Annotated in this window: 15 protein-coding genes; 12 read left to right on the top strand and 3 right to left on the bottom strand. The window is 41.4% G+C overall.

Features of this window, described 5'->3' with window-relative positions:
• The first annotated feature begins 13 nt into the window (after positions 1-13).
• The 7 genes from dnaN to PSH50_RS19850 all read left to right on the top strand — a co-directional run bounded on the left by dnaN (position 14) and on the right by PSH50_RS19850 (position 9,549).
• Positions 14-1,117, top strand: a complete 1,104-nt coding sequence (dnaN, locus tag PSH50_RS19880) for a DNA polymerase III subunit beta (RefSeq protein ID WP_004588058.1) — start codon at positions 14-16, stop codon at positions 1,115-1,117.
• A 14-nt stretch (positions 1,118-1,131) separates the two neighbouring features.
• Positions 1,132-2,226 carry a DNA replication/repair protein RecF gene (gene recF, locus PSH50_RS19875; protein ID WP_024032132.1) on the top strand — a complete coding sequence of 365 codons (1,095 nt, stop codon included), beginning with the start codon at positions 1,132-1,134 and terminating at the stop codon, positions 2,224-2,226.
• Between the two features lie 12 nt (positions 2,227-2,238).
• Positions 2,239-4,665 carry a DNA topoisomerase (ATP-hydrolyzing) subunit B gene (gyrB, locus tag PSH50_RS19870; RefSeq protein ID WP_029772815.1) on the top strand — a complete coding sequence of 809 codons (2,427 nt, stop codon included), beginning with the start codon at positions 2,239-2,241 and terminating at the stop codon, positions 4,663-4,665.
• A gap of 140 nt (positions 4,666-4,805) precedes the next feature.
• Entirely contained in the window at positions 4,806-5,708 is a 903-nt protein-coding gene (glyQ, locus tag PSH50_RS19865) for a glycine--tRNA ligase subunit alpha (protein WP_004588055.1), read from the top strand.
• A 2-nt stretch (positions 5,709-5,710) separates the two neighbouring features.
• Positions 5,711-7,780 carry a glycine--tRNA ligase subunit beta gene (gene glyS, locus PSH50_RS19860; protein ID WP_273609994.1) on the top strand — a complete coding sequence of 690 codons (2,070 nt, stop codon included), beginning with the start codon at positions 5,711-5,713 and terminating at the stop codon, positions 7,778-7,780.
• Positions 7,781-7,852: 72 nt separating this feature from the next.
• Positions 7,853-8,302: a hypothetical protein gene (locus PSH50_RS19855; RefSeq protein ID WP_273588035.1), complete on the top strand. Its 450-nt coding sequence runs from the start codon at positions 7,853-7,855 to the stop codon at positions 8,300-8,302.
• A 722-nt stretch (positions 8,303-9,024) separates the two neighbouring features.
• Entirely contained in the window at positions 9,025-9,549 is a 525-nt protein-coding gene (locus PSH50_RS19850; RefSeq protein ID WP_273609993.1) for a transposase, read from the top strand.
• Between the two features lie 123 nt (positions 9,550-9,672).
• Here PSH50_RS19850 and tusA read toward each other — a convergent pair whose 3' ends face one another.
• The 3 genes from tusA to fadB all read right to left on the bottom strand — a co-directional run bounded on the left by tusA (position 9,673) and on the right by fadB (position 13,495).
• Positions 9,673-9,912, bottom strand: a complete 240-nt coding sequence (gene tusA / locus PSH50_RS19845) for a sulfurtransferase TusA (RefSeq protein ID WP_004588051.1) — start codon at positions 9,910-9,912, stop codon at positions 9,673-9,675.
• A 249-nt stretch (positions 9,913-10,161) separates the two neighbouring features.
• Positions 10,162-11,331, bottom strand: a complete 1,170-nt coding sequence (fadA, locus tag PSH50_RS19840) for an acetyl-CoA C-acyltransferase FadA (RefSeq protein ID WP_004588050.1) — start codon at positions 11,329-11,331, stop codon at positions 10,162-10,164.
• A gap of 4 nt (positions 11,332-11,335) precedes the next feature.
• Positions 11,336-13,495, bottom strand: a complete 2,160-nt coding sequence (gene fadB / locus PSH50_RS19835) for a fatty acid oxidation complex subunit alpha FadB (protein ID WP_273609992.1) — start codon at positions 13,493-13,495, stop codon at positions 11,336-11,338.
• Positions 13,496-13,790: 295 nt separating this feature from the next.
• Between fadB and PSH50_RS19830 the strand changes: the two genes are divergently transcribed.
• The 5 genes from PSH50_RS19830 (at position 13,791) to PSH50_RS19810 (ending at position 20,079) form a co-directional block, all read left to right on the top strand.
• A complete protein-coding gene (locus PSH50_RS19830) occupies positions 13,791-15,677 on the top strand; it encodes a transglycosylase SLT domain-containing protein (RefSeq protein ID WP_138579976.1) in 1,887 nt (628 codons plus the stop codon).
• A 184-nt stretch (positions 15,678-15,861) separates the two neighbouring features.
• Positions 15,862-17,184, top strand: coding sequence for a Xaa-Pro dipeptidase (pepQ, locus tag PSH50_RS19825; RefSeq protein ID WP_004588047.1), 1,323 nt, complete (start codon positions 15,862-15,864; stop codon positions 17,182-17,184).
• 86 nt (positions 17,185-17,270) lie between these two features.
• Entirely contained in the window at positions 17,271-17,885 is a 615-nt protein-coding gene (locus tag PSH50_RS19820) for a YigZ family protein (protein WP_024032141.1), read from the top strand.
• Between the two features lie 50 nt (positions 17,886-17,935).
• Positions 17,936-19,387 carry a TrkH family potassium uptake protein gene (locus tag PSH50_RS19815; protein WP_273588039.1) on the top strand — a complete coding sequence of 484 codons (1,452 nt, stop codon included), beginning with the start codon at positions 17,936-17,938 and terminating at the stop codon, positions 19,385-19,387.
• Between the two features lie 29 nt (positions 19,388-19,416).
• Positions 19,417-20,079 (top strand): flagellar brake protein, encoded by a 663-nt coding sequence (locus PSH50_RS19810; RefSeq protein WP_004588044.1) that lies wholly within the window; start codon positions 19,417-19,419, stop codon positions 20,077-20,079.
• Positions 20,080-20,171 lie beyond the last annotated feature (92 nt).

The following is a 20,171-nucleotide window of genomic DNA, read 5'->3' as shown; positions in this document are numbered from 1 at the left end:
GGCTGACTTTATTATGCAAATAACCATTTCAAGAGAACAATTTTTAAAGCCATTAGTGCAAGTATCGGGTGCGATTGAACGTAAACATACGTTACCTATATTATCTAATGTATTGTTAGTGGTAGAAAACGGGCAACTTTCAATGACAGGCACAGACCTTGAAATTGAACTAGTTGCAGGTGTTTTTGTTGGTGATGATATTGCCGATACAAAGTTAACGCTACCTGCTAAAAAATTACTCGATATTTGTAAAAGCCTGCCTGATGGTTCTGAGCTTACATTGAGCTTACAAGAGCACCAACTGCTTTTAACCAGTGGTAAAAGCCGCTTTTCACTTACAACGCTTGCCGCGGAAGACTTTCCTAATTTAGAGCAGTGGGATGGCGAGGTTGAGTTTCAGCTAACGCGTTTAGAGTTACGTAAATTACTTGAAAGCACGCATTTTTCAATGGCTAACCAAGACGTTCGTTATTACTTAAATGGCATGTCGTTTGAAGTAGATAATACCGACATAAAAACAGTGGCCACCGATGGCCACCGTTTGGCAATAGCGCAAAAAGAATTAGGCCAATCGTTAAATACGCAGCGCCAATTAATAATACCGCGCAAAGGTGTGCAAGAAATTATGCGCCTTATGGTTGCCGACGAAGAATTAGTTACTATTCAATTTGGCGCTAACCATATTCGTATTATCGATGTGGAATTTACTTTTACAAGTAAGTTAGTGGATGGCCGCTTCCCTGATTATCGCCGCGTATTACCTCGTGGTGGAGATAAAGTAATTACCGCTAACCGTGAATGGTTACGTAATGCGTTTCAACGTGTGTCTATTTTATCTAACGAAAAATTTAGAGGTGTGCGTTTAAACCTTGCCAATGGCTTACTTAAAATTACGGCTAATAACCCTGAGCAAGAAGAGGCTGAGGAAATAGTAGAAGTAATGTATGAGGGTGATGAGCTAGAAATTGGTTTTAATGTATCGTATGTATTAGATGTACTAAATACATTAAAAACAGAAGATGTACTATTTACATTAGCAGATTCAAACAGCAGTGCACTTATTGAAGGTGCGGGCGATGAAGAAGCAATGTACGTGGTTATGCCTATGCGATTATAAGATACCCATTATAAATGAGTTTAAGTCACTTGAGCCTCAAGTATTTTCGTAATATTGAGGCACTGACGCTAGAACCAGTCAACGGCGTTAATATAATTTATGGTGAAAACGGCAGCGGAAAAACCAGCCTTTTAGAGGCTATTTATTACCTTTCTCACGGCAAATCTTTTCGAACACCTAAACATAAAAGTATTATTCAACATCAGCAAGATCAGTTTGTAATACATGGCCGCAAAGCGCTACACGACTTGTCTATTCCTATTGGGATTAGTAAAACCCAAAGTGGTGAAACCAATTTAAAAATACAAGGCAAAGCCAGTAGAAAAATCTCTGAACTTGCGCAGTTAATGCCTGTGCAAATTATTACACCCGAAAGCTATTCATTGTTTTTTGGTGGCCCAAAAGAGCGACGCAAGTTTTTAGATTTGGGTTTGTTCCACGTGGAACATGAGTTTTTTTATTTATGGCAATCGTTTAATAAAGTGCTAAAACAACGCAATGCATTATTAAAAAGTAAGCCAAAGAATTATTTTGACCAAATTAGGTTTTGGGACAAAGAATTTGTTAGACTGGCAGAACAAATAAATAAATTAAGAATGGCGTATATAAGTAGGTTTAAGCAGCAGTTTTTTGATAAAATGTGTGCAGAATTAACGCTTATACGCGATTTAGAAATCAACTTTAATGCAGGTTGGAAAGACAGTGAGTCTTTAAGTGATGCGTTAGAGCAAAACTTTGAGCGAGACGCTCGCCAAGGTTTTACAAGTAAAGGCCCTCATAAGGCCGATTTTAGTTTTAGTGTCGCTGGCAACAGCGTAGAGAATACGTTTTCACGCGGTCAATTGAAGTTATTGCTTTATGCGTTAAAAGTAACGCAAAATAGTTTAATTGAGTCAGAGACAGATAAGCAATCTATATTGCTAATAGATGATCTACCTTCAGAGTTAGGCGAGGATACAAAAGAGAAAGTGGGACAATTATTGGCTCACTGCAGTTCTCAAATTTTTATTTCTTCAATTTTGTCTGAAAGTATTTCTGCTGTGGTGGAACCCATGCAACGAGAACTACAAATGTTCCACGTGAAACATGGCAACCTAATAACAAGATAAGTGGGATTAACCATGTCTGAGAATTATGATTCGTCGAGTATTAAAGTACTTAAAGGATTAGACGCTGTAAGAAAGCGTCCTGGAATGTATATAGGGGACACCGATGATGGCACAGGCTTACACCACATGGTGTTTGAGGTCGTTGATAACTCTATCGATGAAGCCTTAGCAGGTCATTGTGATGATATTTATGTAACGATTCACTTAGACGGTTCAGTCTCTGTAAGAGATAACGGTCGTGGTATCCCAACTTCTATCCATGAAGAAGAAGGTGTGTCTGCTGCCGAGGTTATCATGACGGTACTTCATGCCGGTGGTAAGTTTGATGATAACTCTTATAAAGTATCAGGTGGCTTACACGGTGTTGGTGTATCGGTAGTAAATGCATTATCAGAAAAACTAACTCTTACTATTCGTCGTGAAGGCAAATTGCACGAGCAAACTTACAGCATGGGCGTACCTAACGCTCCATTAACTGTTATTGGCGATGCTGACACTACGGGTACTGAACTGCGTTTTTGGCCAAGTGGCGAAACATTTACAAACCTTGATTTTCATTATGATATTTTAGCTAAGCGTTTACGCGAGCTCTCGTTTTTGAACTCTGGTGTAAGCATCATCTTATCTGATGAACGCGAAGAAAATAAAACCGACCACTTTAAATATGATGGCGGTATTCAAGCGTTTGTTGAATACTTAAACCGCAATAAAACACCTGTACATAAAGGTGTATTCCATTTTACTCACGAGCGTGAAGAAGATGGGATTAGCGTTGAAGTTTCAATGCAGTGGAACGATGGCTTCCAAGAAAACATTTACTGTTTTACTAATAACATTCCACAACGTGATGGTGGTACTCACTTAGCCGGCTTTAGATCTGCGCTAACACGTACACTTAATAACTACATGGAAAAAGAAGGCTTTAACAAAAAAGCTAAAACAACCAGTAACGCAACGGGCGATGATGCGCGTGAAGGCTTAACTGCGGTTGTAAGTGTTAAAGTACCTGATCCTAAGTTCTCATCACAAACTAAAGACAAGCTAGTATCAAGCGAAGTTAAATCTGCGGTTGAGCAAGCAATGGCTGAAAAGTTTTCTGATTTCTTATTAGAAAACCCAATGGATGCCAAAATTGTTGTTGGTAAAATTATTGATGCAGCACGAGCACGTGAAGCGGCGCGTAAAGCCCGTGAAATGACTCGTCGTAAAGGCGCTATGGATTTAGCAGGTTTACCAGGTAAATTAGCTGACTGCCAAGAAAAAGACCCATCATTATCTGAACTATACATAGTGGAGGGTGACTCAGCTGGCGGTTCAGCCAAGCAGGGTCGTAACCGTAAAAACCAAGCAATTTTGCCACTTAAAGGTAAAATCTTGAACGTAGAGAAAGCACGCTTTGATAAGATGCTTTCTTCACAAGAAGTAGCGACGCTAATAACAGCCCTAGGTTGTGGTATTGGCCGTGATGAATATGACCCAGAAAAATTACGTTACCACAGCATCATTATCATGACCGATGCGGACGTGGATGGTTCTCACATTCGTACATTGCTACTAACATTCTTCTATCGCCAAATGCCAGAAATTGTTGAGCGTGGTTATATTTACATTGCACAACCGCCACTTTATAAAGTGAAAAAAGGTAAGCAAGAGCGTTATATTAAAGACGATCCTGCACTAGTAGATTACCTAACATCACTTGCACTAAATAATGCAGCGCTTTACACAAGCGAAGATGCAAGTGCAATTGAAGGTGAAGCGCTTGAGCAAATAGTACAAGATTACCAAAACACAGTTAAAGTCATTGAGCGCTTAAAACGTAAATACCCTAACACGGTAATGGAACGTTTGATTTACCAAAGCGAGTTAAAAGTAGAAGACTTATCTAACGAAGCTAAGGTAATTGAGTGGACGAAAGAGCTAGTTGACGACTTAGTTGAACGTGATGAAGATGCGACAATTTTCCATGCGGGTACTGAGCATGATGCAGAGCGCAACTTGTACTTCCCGGTTGTGAATATTCGTCAGCACGGTGTGGATAAAGCACACGTATTACATTACGACTTTATTGCATCACGTGACTACCAACGCATTGCTGTTACTGGCACGAAGATCGCAAACATCTTAAAAGAAGGCGCATATGTTCAACGTGGTGAGAAAACAAAACCTGTTGATAACTTTGTGGATGCTTTAGAATGGTTGATCGCAGAATCTAAGCGCGGGATCTACATTCAGCGCTATAAAGGATTAGGCGAAATGAACCCTAGCCAACTGTGGGAAACCACAATGGATCCTAGCGCTCGTCGTATGTTACAAGTAACAATTGAAGATGCTGTAGCGGCAGATCAATTGTTTGCAACATTAATGGGCGATCAAGTTGAGCCACGTCGTGAGTTTATAGAAACCAACGCACTTCGCGTAGTTAACTTAGACGTGTAAAAAATTATACTTACATCTTAAAAGGAGCCTAATGGCTCCTTTTTTATTTTAACAACCGCACAAACTGCTTAAAACCTGCGTGTGCACAAGGTATACTGAGGGTAATTTTCACGCTACTTTCAGATAGTAAAAAGCCAAATATGCAAAAATATGACGTTAAAACCTTTCAAGGTTTGATCCTGGCTTTACAGGATTATTGGGCGCAGCAAGGCTGTGTCATTATTCAACCACTTGATATGGAAGTGGGCGCAGGGACATTTCACCCGCAAACATTCTTAAAATCTATTGGCCCTGAGCCAATGTCGAGCGCATACGTACAACCGTGTCGCCGTCCTACCGATGGCCGCTACGGCGAAAACCCAAACCGCTTACAGCATTACTACCAATTTCAGGTAGTTTTAAAGCCATCACCAGATAACATTCAAGAGCTTTACTTAGGCTCACTAGAAGCGATGGGAATTGATACCCTAACGCACGAAGTACGCTTTGTAGAAGATAACTGGGAATCGCCAACACTAGGCGCATGGGGCTTAGGTTGGGAGATTTGGCTAAACGGTATGGAAGTAACCCAGTTTACTTACTTTCAACAAGTAGGGGGCTTAGAGTGCTCTCCTGTAACTGGTGAAATTACTTACGGCCTAGAGCGTTTAGCAATGTACATTCAGGGCGTAGACAGTATTTACGACCTAGTATGGGCAGACGGTCCATTAGGGCGTGTAACTTACGGCGATGTATTCCATCAAAATGAAGTAGAACAATCTACTTACAACTTTGAACACGCAAACGTAGATGACTTATTTGCACAGTTTGATAAGTGTGAAGCTGAGAGCCAAAAGCTAATAGAAGCAAATTTACCACTACCTGCTTATGAGCAAGTAATGAAAGCATCGCACGCGTTTAACTTACTCGATGCGCGCCATGCAATCTCAGTAACCGAACGTCAGCGTTATATTTTACGGGTTCGAGCGTTATCAAAAGCGTGTGCACAAAGCTATTACGATGCACGTGAAGCGCTTGGTTTCCCGCTGTGTAAGGATAAGTAAGCATGTCAGCACAAAATTTATTAGTAGAAATTGGCACCGAAGAGCTGCCACCAAAAGCACTGCGCAAATTAGCAGAAGCCTTTGCCGCAAACTTAACTGCAGAGCTTGAAACACTAGAGCTTGGGCATGAAGGCGTAAGCTGGTATGCATCGCCTCGTCGTTTAGGTTTACAAGTAAAAGCGCTTGCAGCAAAGCAGCAAGATAAAGAAGTAGAAAAGCGTGGCCCTGCAACTAAAGCCGCGTTCGATAGCGAAGGTAACCCAACTAAAGCAGCAATGGGTTGGGCACGTGGTTGTGGTATTGACGTAAGTGAAGCACAAACTCTTGAAACCGACAAAGGCGCTTGGCTTTTACATATTGCTAAAGTAGCAGGGCAAGACACTAAAACGCTGATGAGCGATGCCATTGCAAAGTCGTTAGCAAAGTTGCCAATACCTAAGCCAATGCGTTGGGGCGCGAATAAAACACAATTTATTCGCCCAGTTCATACCGTAACTATTTTATTTGGTGATGAACTTATTGAAGGCGAAATTTTAGGTAAGCAAGTAACAAATCAGTTACAAGGCCACCGTTTTCATCATCCAGAAAAAATCACCATTAACCATGCAGATGACGTGTTCGACGTATTAAAATCAGCCTACGTTATTGCTGATTACGAACAACGTAAAGCGCAAATCCGTGCACAAATAGAAGAAGCGGCAAGCGCAGTGAATGCGGTTGTTGCAATGGATGAAGACTTATTAGAAGAAGTTACTTCACTGGTAGAGTGGCCAGTAACGTTAACGGCAACATTTGAAGAAGCATTTTTAGATGTACCTGCCGAAGCGCTAATTTACACCATGAAGGATGATCAAAAATACTTCCCGCTATTAGATCAAAACGGCAAACTTTTAAATAAGTTTTTGTTTGTATCTAACATCGAAAGTAAAGATCCAAGTGTAGTTATATCTGGTAACGAAAAAGTAGTGCGCCCACGTTTAGCTGATGCGCAGTTCTTCTTTGAAACAGATAAAAAGAAAACCCTAGAAAGCCGCCTAGAATCACTTGATACTGTTTTATTCCAAAAGCAGTTAGGTACGCTTAAAGATAAATCTGTACGTATTAGCGAGCTTGCCGGCTACATTGCAGAGCAACTAGGTGCCGACAAAGACCTTGCAAAACGTGCTGGCCTATTAAGTAAAACAGACTTAATGACCGAAATGGTAATGGAATTTACCGACGTGCAAGGTGTAATGGGTATGCACTATGCACGCTTTGATGGCGAAGCAGAAGATGTAGCTATTGCACAAAACGAGCAATACATGCCGCGTTTTGCGGGCGACAATTTACCTACAAACCTAATCAGCTGTGCAGTAGCAATTGCAGATAAGTTTGATACGCTGGTGGGTATTTTTGGTATAGGCCAAGCACCAAAAGGTGACAAAGACCCATTTGCACTTCGTCGTGCTGCCATTGGTGCACTGCGTATCATGGTAGAAAAAGAGCTACCGCTTGATATTTTAGACCTAGTAGCAAAAGCACAAACACTGTTTGGCGAAAAGCTTACTAACCTAAATGTATCAACCGACGTATTTGACTTTATGCTAGGGCGCTTCCGCGCATGGTATCAAGACGAAGGCATTGAAGTAGATGTTATTCAGGCAGTACTGGCACGTCGTCCTACTAAACCTACTGACTTTGATCGTCGTGTTAAAGCAGTAAGCCACTTCCGTACGTTAGACGCCGCAGAAGCGCTTGCAGCAGCGAATAAGCGTGTAGGTAACATACTGGCTAAAAATAACATTACCACCGAAGGTGATGTTGATGAGAGCCTATTAAGCGACGACGCTGAAAAAGTATTAGCATCACAAGTAGCAAAATTTGCGACTGAGCTTGCACCACTTTACGCTGATGGAAACTACCAAGAGGCATTAAGCCAATTGGCAGGTATTCGCCAAAGTGTTGATAACTTTTTTGACAACGTCATGGTTATGGCCGACGATGAAGCTGTAAAGCAAAATCGCCTCGCACTATTAAGCCAGTTAAGCCGCTTATTTTTAGATATTGCAGATATATCTGTACTACAAAAATAACACCGCTTAAGCCAATAAAAAGCCAGCGTATTGCTGGCTTTTTAGTTTTAACAGAACGAAGGAAACCCATTAATGATGCCAATGAAACGAATTTTAACGCTTGCTATTGCCGGCTTACTCACAGCGTGTACTAGCCAAGTGTCTATTAACGACGTACTGCCTCAGCAAGAGCTGGATAAAACAGTTTACCTAAGAGGCGATTTTACGCTTTGGGATGCAGAGCCTCAGTACCAGTTTATGCCAGTAGGCGGCGCGCTTTACCAAGCAGAAGTTAAATTTAGTACCCCAGGTAAAGTGTACGAATTTAAAATAGCCGACGCCGATTTTAGTGAAGGCTACAACTGTGGCTATAGCGACTCACAACCTGCAGGGCAAAAACTAACGCTCGGCCAATCCGTACTGGCAGACTGTAATACTATTTATAACTACTTTAGCTACACGCCAGCGATAAAAGGCACCTACATAGTAAGTATTGATTACAGTGACTATGATAAGCCGAAGGTGACGATTAATAAGAAATAGCTGTTAGTTGGGAGCTGTCAGCTTTTAGCTGCCCGAGTGGGCTTATAGATTTGCGACAAGGATGTTGTAGGTAGAGTGAAACGAAACCCAACATGTGCGGCGAATAGAACTGTGCTGCTGGTTATCAAATACGTTGGGTTTCGTAAAACTCAACCCAACCTACATCAATAATAATTTTTATTGATTGCTATAAATATACAATCAAATTAATGAGCTTAGTTAGTCTAATTACAGTCGTAAACCAAAAGCGCGGTAATAGATAAGTAGATTTTAAGTAGGTTGGGTAGAGTGAAACGAAACCCAACATGTGCTGTGAGTAAAACAGTACTGCTGGTTATCAAATACGTTGGATTTCGTAAAACTCAACCCAACCTACATCAATAATAATTTTTATTGATTGCTATAAATTTGCAATCAAATTAATGAGCTTAGTTAGTATTAATTACAGTCGTAAACCAAAAGCGCGATAATAGGTAAGTAGATTTTAAGTAGGTTGGGTAGAGTGAAACGAAACCCAACACATGCGGCGAATAGAACTGTGCTGGTGGTTATCAAATACGTTGGGTTTCGAAAATTCAACCCAACCTACGCCAGGAATACGCTTTTGTGGTTGCTAGAGTATGCAACAATATCGTGGATAAGCTTGGCTTAAACTTGTCTTGATTATAATTAACAAAACTAATCTATACTCTTATTTATCTGTTTATTTTATGGATAAAAATATGCGTTATAAACGTATGTTAGAGGCGGGCGCATGTTATTTTTTTACGGTAAATTTAGAAGATAGATCTCAGCCTTTGCTTGTGGAAAATATAGAGTTATTACGCCGTGTATATTCAAAGGTGGCAAAAAAGCATCCAATAAAGACGATTGCAATTGTTATCATGCCCGATCATCTTCATGCTATTTGGCAATTACCTAAAGGTGATAGTAATTACGCAATGCGTTGGCGACTTATAAAATCATGCTTTTCTCGAGAGCTGCCAGCAACAGAGTTTTGTAATAAAAGTCGAATAGCTAAAGGAGAGCGCGGGATTTGGCAGCGTCGCTATTGGGAACATAAAATTAGAGATGAAGAAGACTTAAATAATCATATTAATTATATTCACTACAACCCGGTGAAACATAACCATGTTATTAAAGTGAGTGATTGGCCATTTTCAAGCTTTCATCAATACGTTAAAAATTCAAAACTAAGCCAAGATTGGGAGTGCAATAATGATTCAACCACTTTGTATGATGAATAAAATTTCGGTGTTATAAAACAAGTTGGGTTTCGTAAAACTCAACCCAACCTACATCTGGTTTAAGTTCTTAACGATGCGTTAAATATTCAAAAATAACCCAACTTACTAAACCAACTTTCAAACCTATAACCCTTTCTTCACCACATACCTATACGGTGCTTCATCGGCGTCTGTAGCCACCAGCGTGTGATCCATAAATGTACAAAAACTTGGAATATCGCGAGTGGTTGATGGGTCATCCGCGGTAATTAATAACGTTTCACCGTCGTTCATCTTACGAATTGCAGCGCGTAACATCATTACAGGTTCTGGGCAGCGTAGGCCCATGGCGTCTAATTGGTGATCGGGATTATCAAAGCTCATAAAAAGTTACCTGTAAAAATAGTCGCGGCTTGGTTTGGTCGGGTAGTTTAGCGCAATTAATCTGTTTGGTTAACTGTTTTGCATATAACGGGTAAGCGTAATACAGTAAAAAATAATCTGGTTTAAATTTAATACACCCGATCACATTATTCATATCAGCAATAAGCTGGTGGCATAAAAAAAGGCGAACTAACTTGCGCTAGTTCGCCTTTTTAATCACCAAGATGGTTTACATGTTTAAGTTAATACTTAGTCTTGAACACGTTCAAATACAGTCGCGATGCCTTGGCCTAAACCAATACACATAGTTGCTAGACCATATTTTGCATTTTTGTCTTCCATTAAGTGTATAAGCGAGGTGCTAATACGCGAACCTGAACAACCTAGTGGGTGGCCAAGTGCGATTGCGCCGCCGTTTAAATTCACTTTTTCATCAACCACGTCTGCTAAACCTAAGTCTTTAAGTACAGGCAGTGATTGTGCTGCAAATGCTTCGTTAAGCTCTGCTACGTCAATGTCATCAATAGTAATACCAGCTTGTGCAAGTGCTTTTTTACTTGCTGGTACTGGGCCGTAACCCATGATTGATGGATCGCAACCGGCAACAGCCATTGCTTTAACGCGTGCACGAATTGGTAAGCCAAGCTCTTTTGCTTTCTCTTCGCTCATTACTAACATGGCTGATGCGCCATCAGAAAGTGCAGAAGATGTACCCGCAGTAACCGAGCCTGAAGCCGGGTTAAATACTGGGCGAAGCTGAGATAAACCTTCAACCGTTGTTTCAGGGCGAATTACTTCATCATCTTCAACTAAAATTAAAGAGCCATCAGCTGCGTGGCCTTCCATTGCTAAAATTTCGCGGCGGAAACGCCCTTCAACTGTTGCAGCATGTGCACGTTGATGTGAGCGGTATGCAAATTCGTCTTGCTGCTGGCGGCTAATTCCGTGAATAGTAGCAAGGTATTCTGCAGTTAAACCCATAGAGCCAGATGCTTGCGCAATTGAAGTTGCTAAGCCTGGGTGAAAGTCGTTACCGTGAGTCATAGGTACGTGACCCATGTGCTCAACACCACCAATAAGGTAAGTGTCGCCAGCGCCTGTCATAATTGCGCGTGCTGCGTCATGCAATGCTTGCATAGACGAGCCACATAAACGGTTAACGGTTGTAGCAGGTACTGAGTGTGGAATACCTGCAAGCAGTGATGCGTTACGTGCAACGTTAAAGCCTTGCTCTAATGTTTGCTGTACACAGCCCCAATAAATATCGTCAATTGATGCAGGGTCAACTGCTGGGTTGCGCTCTAATAACCCTTTCATAAGGTGAGCACTTAAATCTTCCGCACGCTTGTTTTTAAATACGCCGCCTTTTGAGCGACCCATTGGTGTGCGGATACAATCTACAATTACTGGATTATTCATGATATTAACCTTCCACCTTATAGAAAACACGACCTTCTTCGGCCCATTTGCGAGTTTGCTCTGATACTTGGTAAATCGCACCTAGGTGAGCATATTTGTCTGCTGCTGCAACAAAGTTAGCTAAACCTGTTTGATCTAAGTAACGGAACGCGCCGCCTCTAAATGGAGGGAAACCAACGCCGTATACAAGGGCCATATCAGCTTCTTGAGGAGAAGCAACAATGCCTTCTTGTAAACAAAGTAGTACTTCGTTGATCATTGGGATCATACAACGGTCGATAATTTCTTGTTTATCAAATTCTTTAGGTGCATCAGTAATTGGCGCTAGTAGCTCAACTGCTGTTGCATCGCTTGATTTTTTAAGACGACCACGACGGTCTGTTTCGTACTTGTAAAAACCTGCTTTGTTCTTTTGACCAAAACGTTTTTCGTTAGCAAAAACAGTCACCGGATCTTTTTCTGCGCGTGCCATACGCTCTGGGAATCCGTCAGCCATTACGCCAGTACAGTGATAAGCCGTATCAATACCTACAACATCAAGCAGGTAAGCCGGGCCCATTGGCCAGCCAAATACGTTTTCCATTACTTTATCTACTTTTGCAAAGTTAGCGCCTTCAACAACTAATTTGCTAAAGCCTGCAAAGTAAGGGAATAAAACACGGTTTACAAAAAAGCCAGGGCAATCGTTTACAACAATTGGAGACTTGCCAAGTTTAAGAGCGTAATCAACAACTGCATTAATTGTTTTATCAGAGGTTTTTGCACCACGGATAATTTCTACTAATGGCATTTTTGGCACTGGGTTGAAAAAGTGCATACCACAGAAGTTTTCTGGCTTTTCTAACGCTTCTGCAAGTAAGTCGATACAAATAGTCGATGTGTTTGATGTAAGTACCGTGCCTTCAGGCATGTTCTTTTCAAGGTCAGCTAATACCGCTTGCTTAACTTTAGGATTTTCTACTACGGCTTCAACAATAATGTTGGCGTTTTGTAGGTCTGCATCGTTAAGCGTTGGCTTAATTTTGCTAAGCGTTGCCAGCATTTTTTCCATAGGCATGTGGCCGCGTTTAACTTTTGCACCCAGTAGTTTAGATGCTTCACCCATACCTAAATCAAGCGCGTCCTGTTGGATGTCTTTCATTACAATTGGGGTACCTTTATAAGCAGACTGGTATGCAATACCGCCGCCCATAATACCAGCGCCTAATACAGCCGCTTGTTTAATTTCAACATCGCTGTGCTTAGCAAGCTTACGTGCTTTACCTTTAATAAACTGGTCATTTAAGAAAATACCGGTTTGCGCTGCAGCTTCGTTAGTGCGCGCAAGTTTTGCAAAGTTAGCATTTTCGATTGCCATTGCTTCATCGCGAGTACAGTTGGCCGCTGCTTTAATAGTGCGAACTGCCATAACCGGAGCAGGATAGTGGCCTTTGGTTTTACCCATTACCATACCTTCTGCCATTGCAAAGCTCATGCCTTGCTCAACACGGTTTAATTTAAGTGGCTGAAGTTTAACATCGCGCTTTGCCTGCCAATCTAGCTTGCCGGCAATTGCTAATTCAAGTGTTGCTAGGCTTGACTCTAAAAGTTTGTCAGCACTAACTACCGCGTCAAACGCACCTACTTTTAGGGCGTCAGCGGCACGGTTTTCTTTGCCTGAGGTGATCCAAAGCATGGCGTTATCTGCGCCAATAATGCGTGGTAAGCGCACTGTGCCACCAAAACCAGGCATTATACCTAGTTTAACTTCTGGTAAGCCCATTTTAGCGGTTTCGCTTGCAACGCGATAATCGGTAGCAAGTGCCCACTCACAGCCGCCGCCAAGTGCCAAGCCATTTATAGCGCTAAGAGTTGGGAATGGTAAGTCTTCGATTGCGTCAAAAACGTCGGTTGCGTTTTTGATCCACGTTACTAATTCTTCTTCTGGTTTAGTAAATGTTGGTAAAAATTCGAAGATATCTGCACCAATAATAAAGTGATCTTTATCACTGGTAAAAATCATGCCTTTGATATCAGAATTAGACGCTAATTCTTTTAATGCTGCTGCACAATCTGAAAGAGTTTGCTGAGATAGTGTGTTTACAGAACCTGCAACACAAAACTTAAACTCGGCGATGTTTTCCTTTAGGAAGCTAACTTCAAAGGAATCGCTTTTATATAACATTATTATTCTCCCTAGTTGACGAACTAAGACTGGTACGATGAGTTTGTATTTCGACCAGTGTGCTTGCTTTAAAATTAAAATGCAACGAAAAATTTAACTCGGTTACAAACGGTTGGTTAAAATATAGCTGGTTTGGTGCTAAGGTGTACTGGAATATGCTAAAGGTACTCATTAATTATTATGAGTGCGTAAATTAAATGTTGTTCATACTTTATTAAAGGCACTCTCATTATTGTTTTAGTGTCTCAAACTGGAAATTATTAACCCTGACAGGTCGTTAAACCTAAAGGATATTATGAAAAAAATTTTATTAAGCGCTGTGGCAGCTGCCTTTATTCTTCCTTTTAGTTCTGCCCAAGCGAGTATCGATAATGACGCGTTTTTAGATGCTGAAAAAAAAGTGCGCTATGGAAGCTACCAAGACTTTAAAGAAGCAATAAACGGGTTAGACCACCCGCTAAAGCCGTATGTCGAAAAAACATATTGGCAACGCCATCCCAATTTTAAATACCAAAGCGAAATAGAAGATTACCTAACCATTTATGAACATACCCCGCTTGAGTGGCCGGTACGCAAAGCGTGGTTAGAGTATCTTGAAAAAAACAATAAAAAAGCAGCTTATATAAAAAACTACCGAGAAACGTCTAACGCAGCGCTAACATGCACGTTTTTAGATTTTCAGCTTGATTTAGGGGCGCCAGAAAAAGCCATTTTTAATCAGGTTACCGATTTATGGACGGTGGGTAAGTCGCAACCGAATGAATGCGACCCGCTATTTTCGCTTTGGCGCAAAAAAGGCTATTTAAATAATGAACTTATATGGAAGCGCATAACGCTTGCAGCGCAGGGCGGTACGCAAAGTTTACTCCCTTATTTAAAAACGTTGTTACCTAAAAACGAGCGTTACTTAGCCGATTTATACTTAAAAGTACGCCGCGACCCTAGTGCGGCAGCAGGCTTGTATCGTTATAAAACTAAGTCGGCAAAAGAAGCGCAAATAGCCATTTATGGTGTTAAGCGTTTAATTTGGCGCGATAAAGCGCTGGCTTTAAGAGCCTGGCAAAAGCTAGAAAAAATGTTTACCTACAGCGATGAAGAAAAAGCAGATTTATATTACACGTTTGCTTTATCGCTTGCTTCAAGTGGGCATAAGCAGGCTAGTTTTTGGCTTAATAAAGTGCCTAAAGCGCGACAAGACAGAAAGTTAATTCAGTGGCAACTTGGTAATATGCTTAAAACCCAAGACTGGGAAGGCATAGCGGCTTTTTTTACAGGTAAAGACGATTTAAGTTTAGGTCAGCAATATTGGCTTGCTTATAGCTATGCTAAGCGAGGCGAGCAACAAAAAGCAGACGAAATTTGGACTAAAGTGGCCGCTAACCGCGATTACTATGGTTTTTTAGCGGCGGCACGATTAGGGCTGCCGGTTGATTTAAACAATCAGCCTTTGCAGGTTGATCAAAAATTAGTAGAGAAGGTGAAGAATGCGCCGGGCTTTAAACGTGCAAAAGCACTTTACGAACTCGAGCGTTTTACCTCTGCACGCCGAGAATGGAATTACTTAACGAACACCTCTACCGATGAAGAAAAACTAGCTGCCTCAAAGGTTGCAGCGCAAAACAATTGGCACGATAACGTTATTTTCACGTTAGCTAAAATTAAAGCATGGGATTATGTTGAACTGCGTTTTCCGTTTGCATTTCAAGATATATTTGAGCGCTACAGTAAACGCAGCAAAATAGACCCCGCGTGGAGTATTGCAATTGCACGGCGCGAAAGCTCGTTTGCACCAGATGCGCGTTCGCATGCAAATGCGCGTGGTTTAATGCAATTACTCCCTAGTACGGCAGAATACGTTAACAAAGCAAGGGTATCGAGTACGCGTTTGTACCAACCTAAAACCAATATACGCTTAGGTACTAGTTACTTGCAGTACTTAAAAAAGAAAAACAAAGGGAATGAAATACTTGCTACGGCTTCTTACAACGCAGGGTATCATCGTATTAAACGCTGGTTACCTGACGAAGCCATACCTGCAGAGCTATGGGTTGAGCTGATCCCGTATAGAGAAACGCGAGATTACGTAAAAAATGTGTTTGCTTATCGCCAGGTTTATCACACCCGGATGGGCCGAGAAGGAAACGTGCTCGCGCCGTTACTCAACATGAAAATGGGCGGGTAAATTATGTAATACCAATTGCCTAAAATATTTAGCCATTCTAGCGTGCTAAATAAAGGGCTAATAACGTAACACGATGGGTATAAGTATTAGGGGGATATTTACATGTTAAATATCCCCCTTTTTTGAGCGCTTTACGTTTAAGTGGTAGACTCAAAGCAAGTTAAATTTAACAGATGGATTAACAATGGATAAATTAGCCGTTTTATATGCAGAGCATATTGCCACATTACAACAACGTACGCGTACAATTTGTGACCGTGAAGGGCTCGAGGGTTTAGTTATTCACTCAGGCCAAGCTAAGCGCCAGTTTTTAGACGACATGTATTACCCATTTAAAGTTAATCCACACTTTAAAGCATGGCTTCCTGTTATTGATAATCCACATTGTTGGATTGTGGTAAATGGTAGCGATAAACCTAAGCTTATTTTTTACCGCCCAGTTGATTTTTGGCACAAAGTACCAGATGAGCCGCGTGATTTTTGGGCTGAGTACTTTGATATAGAATTATTGCTACAGCCTGATCAAGTTGAAAAACTATTACCTTACGATAAAGCTAAATACGCTTACATGGGCGAATACCTAGAGGTAGCGCAAGCGCTTGGCTTTAGTATTATGAATCCTGAGCCGGTACTTAACTATTTTCATTATAACCGCGCTTATAAAACGCAGTACGAGCTTGAATGTTTACGCCAAGCCAACCGCATTGCGGTAGATGGACATAAAGCAGCACGCGATACGTTTTATAATGGTGGTAGCGAATTTGATATTCAGCAAGCGTACCTTATGGCTACACGCCAAAGCGAAAACGAAATGCCGTATGGCAACATAGTAGCGCTTAACGAAAACTGCGCTATTTTGCATTACACACATTTTGAGCCAAAAGCACCGCTTACTCATAATTCGTTTTTAATCGATGCTGGCGCAAACTTTAATGGGTATGCCGCAGATATAACCCGTACGTACGATTTTAAAAAACAGGGCGAATTTGCTGAGCTAGTACAAACTATGACGGCAATACAAATTGAGCTAGGCAACGCATTAAAGCCTGGCATGTTATATGGCGATTTACACGTTGATTGCCATAACCGTATTGCGCAAATTCTTAGCGACTTCAATATTGTAAACTTACCTGCAACAGAAATTGTGGAACGTAAAATTACCTCAACATTTTTCCCTCATGGCTTGGGCCATCACCTTGGCCTACAAGTGCACGATATGGGCGGCTTTATGCGTGATGATAAAGGCACCCACCAGCCATCGCCAGAAGGGCACCCATTCTTGCGTTGTACTCGTAAAATAGAGAAAAACCAAGTATTTACTATTGAGCCAGGGCTTTACTTTATAGACTCATTATTAGGTGATTTAGCGCAAACCGACAGTAAGCAGTTTATTAACTGGGAAAAAATTGAGTCGTTAAAACCATACGGCGGTATTCGTATTGAAGACAATATTATTGTTCACGAAGACAGCCTAGAAAATATGACTCGTGATTTAGCGCTCGACTAAGCTAATAAAGACGAGCTCGCCAATACGCGCTAAAATACGCGAATGCAAAGGGGCCTTTTGGCCCCATTTTTAATTGAGCTTTAATTATGTCTGAATATAAATACCCCGCCGATGATGTGTTTCATCAAGAAGAAATTAAAAAAAGCACCTTTATAGTTCATATCGCGCATACGCCAGACCTACAGGCTGCTAAAGCATTTATTAAAAGCATTGAAGAAAAGTACCCAGATGCTCGTCATAATTGTTGGGCGCACGTAGCGGGTAACCCAGGCGGAAGCCATGTTTATGGTTTTTCTGATGATGGCGAGCCAAATGGTACCGCAGGAAAGCCGATGCTTAATGTGCTGGTGGGTTCTGGACTTGGCGAAATTACTGCGGTTGTCACCCGTTATTTTGGCGGTATAAAGCTGGGCACCGGTGGGTTAGTGCGTGCCTATGGTGGGTCGCTTAATAATGCACTTTCGCAGCTAAAAACGGTGACTAAAGTACCGAGTATCGAGATTGTAGGCCAGAGTGAATACAGCATGCAGGGCGCAATAGAGCAATTGTTAAAAACCAATTATCAAGTACTTAACATAGAAAAACAATTTACTGCTAATATTGAATGGGTTATTACTATTGATAGCCGCCAAGCAAAACAGGCCATTAAAGATATTTTTGATTTAAGCCATGGCGCAGTTGAGTTAACTATCAAAGAGTAAGACAATAACTTACACACTTATATTTACTAATAATAAAAGCGATAAGCTACATGCAATTTCGTACCATCATAAAAATCCTTGGCCAACTTGTTGCGCTGTTTAGTATTACCATGGTGCCGCCTGCGGTGGTGTCTTTATTTTATAAAGATGGTGGTGGTGTTCCTTTTGTATTAGCGTTTATATTTAGTGTGGTTATTGGTTTAACAGCTTATTACCCAAACAGGCATGAAAACGGCGACTTAAAAGCACGCGAAGGCTTTTTAATTGTTGTACTGTTTTGGCTGGTACTAGGGGCGTTTGCATCGTTACCGCTGATTTTTTTACAAGAACCTAATTTGTCTATGGCCGATGCGGTGTTTGAGGCCTTTTCTGGCCTTACAACCACTGGGGCCACGGTACTTACCGGAATTGAATACCTGCCTAAGTCTGTTTTGTTTTATCGCCAGCAATTACAGTGGTTTGGCGGTATGGGTATCATTGTACTTGCTGTTGCTATACTGCCCATGCTTGGGGTCGGTGGCATGCAGTTATACCGAGCTGAGATCCCAGGCCCAGTAAAAGATTCAAAAATGACCCCCCGTATTGCCGATACCGCAAAGCACCTTTGGTACATTTATGTGTCGTTAACGGTAACCTGTATGTTGGCGTATTGGGCGGCAGGTATGGAGTGGTTTGATGCTATATGCCATGCGTTTTCTACAGTGGCGATTGGCGGTTTTTCTACTTACGATGCCTCAATAGGGCACTTTGATAGCCCTGTCATTAACTTTATATGTGTTTTCTTTTTAATTATTGCTGCGGTTAACTTTTCACTGCATTACGCGGCGGTAGCGAGTCGTAATGTTCAGGTATACATTCGCGACCCTGAATTTAAAGTTTTTTTACTGATACAGTTAGCGCTGGTGGTGATTTGTTTTACGGTGCTCTCATCTAACGAAATATTTGCCGATGGCGATGAAACCCTCGATCAGGCCTTATTTCAGGCGGTTTCTATGAGTACCACAGCCGGTTTTGCCACTGATAACTTTTCTACTTGGCCGCTGTTTTTACCTATATTGCTTATTTTTTCGAGCTTTATAGGTGGCTGTGCAGGTTCAACCGGTGGCGGTATGAAAGTTGTACGCGTGTTTTTACTTTACCTACAAGGCATACGTGAGCTTAACCGCTTAGTGCACCCACGTGCTATATACTCTATTAAGCTTGGTCGTAAAGCCTTGCCCGATAAAGTAGTTGAAGCGGTTTGGGGGTTTTTCTCAGCGTACGCATTGGTATTTATTATTATAATGCTGGCGCTAATGGGAACCGGCATGGATAACATTACCGCGTTCTCTGCTACAGCGGCATGTTTAAATAATTTAGGCCCAGGCTTAGGTGATGTTGCCTCGCATTATGGGGCGGTGAGCGATGGTGCCAAATGGCTATTAACCATTGCCATGGTATTTGGTCGCTTAGAAATATTCACTTTACTCGTGCTATTTACGCCGACCTTTTGGCGTGGGTAATAATATAAAAATGATGCTCAGGAACAGGCATGCCACATTCTAATTTAGATAAATTACACCAGTTAACAACAGGGCGATTGGTCGACTTGGAAATTGTTACGCCTACCAGTAGTAAACGCGTGAAAACAGAGTTTATTGGCTTGCTAGAAAATAAATTTATTATTTTAAATTACCCAAGTTCAAAGCGTTTACCTGCTGCAAGTGATTACCTACGTGATGGTGTAATGGTGGTGGTAAGAGCGGTTATAGAAGGCAGTGGCGGACAAGTAATAGCATTTAGGCAGCAGCTTATGTCGGTTGCCTCACACCCTGCTAGGCTCATTTTTATTAATTACCCTACGCAAGTGCAGTTATTTGCACTGCGCGCGCAAACACGCATACCTACCTTATTACCTGCAAAATTAACTCTCAGTGACGATAGAGTACTTGAAGGGGTGATTAAAGACATCTCGCTTACCGGGGTGATGTTTGATGTACGCGGCGATCAAAACGATGAAAATATTAAAGATATGCAATGCACGGTGACGGTTGATACCAACAATAAAGCATTTACTGGCGAAATATGCAGTGTAAAAGAACACGCTGCGGGGGTTAATTGTGGTATTAAACTTTTAGCCAGTGAAGATGAAATGAAGGCATTTATGAAAGAGCACTTTATCGATCCCGCAATGCTTGAGTTGCCATTAGAGTAAGTACTTTCGCTTAATAGCAACAAATGGCCATTTTTTATTTTAGTGGCAGTCATATTTTTTAAAACTTCACAAAATATTTTTTATTTTCTATA

The sequence above is a fragment of the Pseudoalteromonas sp. Angola-7 genome, assembly GCF_028599255.1.
In the GTDB taxonomy this organism is placed as follows: Bacteria; Pseudomonadota; Gammaproteobacteria; order Enterobacterales; family Alteromonadaceae; genus Pseudoalteromonas; species Pseudoalteromonas atlantica.
The sequence above is the reverse complement of the archived record's forward strand: the minus strand, read 5'-3'. Positions and strand labels throughout refer to the sequence as shown.

Coding starts and splice junctions, on each gene's coding strand:
- PSH50_RS19815 (WP_273588039.1), top strand. CDS start 17,936: ATGCAATTTCGTACCATCATAAAAATCCTTGGCCAACTTGTTGCGCTG.
- tusA (WP_004588051.1), bottom strand. CDS start 9,912: ATGAGCTTTGATAATCCCGATCACCAATTAGACGCCATGGGCCTACGC.
- fadB (WP_273609992.1), bottom strand. CDS start 13,495: ATGTTATATAAAAGCGATTCCTTTGAAGTTAGCTTCCTAAAGGAAAAC.
- PSH50_RS19855 (WP_273588035.1), top strand. CDS start 7,853: ATGATGCCAATGAAACGAATTTTAACGCTTGCTATTGCCGGCTTACTC.
- gyrB (WP_029772815.1), top strand. CDS start 2,239: ATGTCTGAGAATTATGATTCGTCGAGTATTAAAGTACTTAAAGGATTA.
- PSH50_RS19820 (WP_024032141.1), top strand. CDS start 17,271: ATGTCTGAATATAAATACCCCGCCGATGATGTGTTTCATCAAGAAGAA.
- PSH50_RS19830 (WP_138579976.1), top strand. CDS start 13,791: ATGAAAAAAATTTTATTAAGCGCTGTGGCAGCTGCCTTTATTCTTCCT.
- glyQ (WP_004588055.1), top strand. CDS start 4,806: ATGCAAAAATATGACGTTAAAACCTTTCAAGGTTTGATCCTGGCTTTA.
- PSH50_RS19850 (WP_273609993.1), top strand. CDS start 9,025: ATGCGTTATAAACGTATGTTAGAGGCGGGCGCATGTTATTTTTTTACG.
- glyS (WP_273609994.1), top strand. CDS start 5,711: ATGTCAGCACAAAATTTATTAGTAGAAATTGGCACCGAAGAGCTGCCA.
- fadA (WP_004588050.1), bottom strand. CDS start 11,331: ATGAATAATCCAGTAATTGTAGATTGTATCCGCACACCAATGGGTCGC.
- dnaN (WP_004588058.1), top strand. CDS start 14: ATGCAAATAACCATTTCAAGAGAACAATTTTTAAAGCCATTAGTGCAA.
- PSH50_RS19810 (WP_004588044.1), top strand. CDS start 19,417: ATGCCACATTCTAATTTAGATAAATTACACCAGTTAACAACAGGGCGA.
- pepQ (WP_004588047.1), top strand. CDS start 15,862: ATGGATAAATTAGCCGTTTTATATGCAGAGCATATTGCCACATTACAA.
- recF (WP_024032132.1), top strand. CDS start 1,132: ATGAGTTTAAGTCACTTGAGCCTCAAGTATTTTCGTAATATTGAGGCA.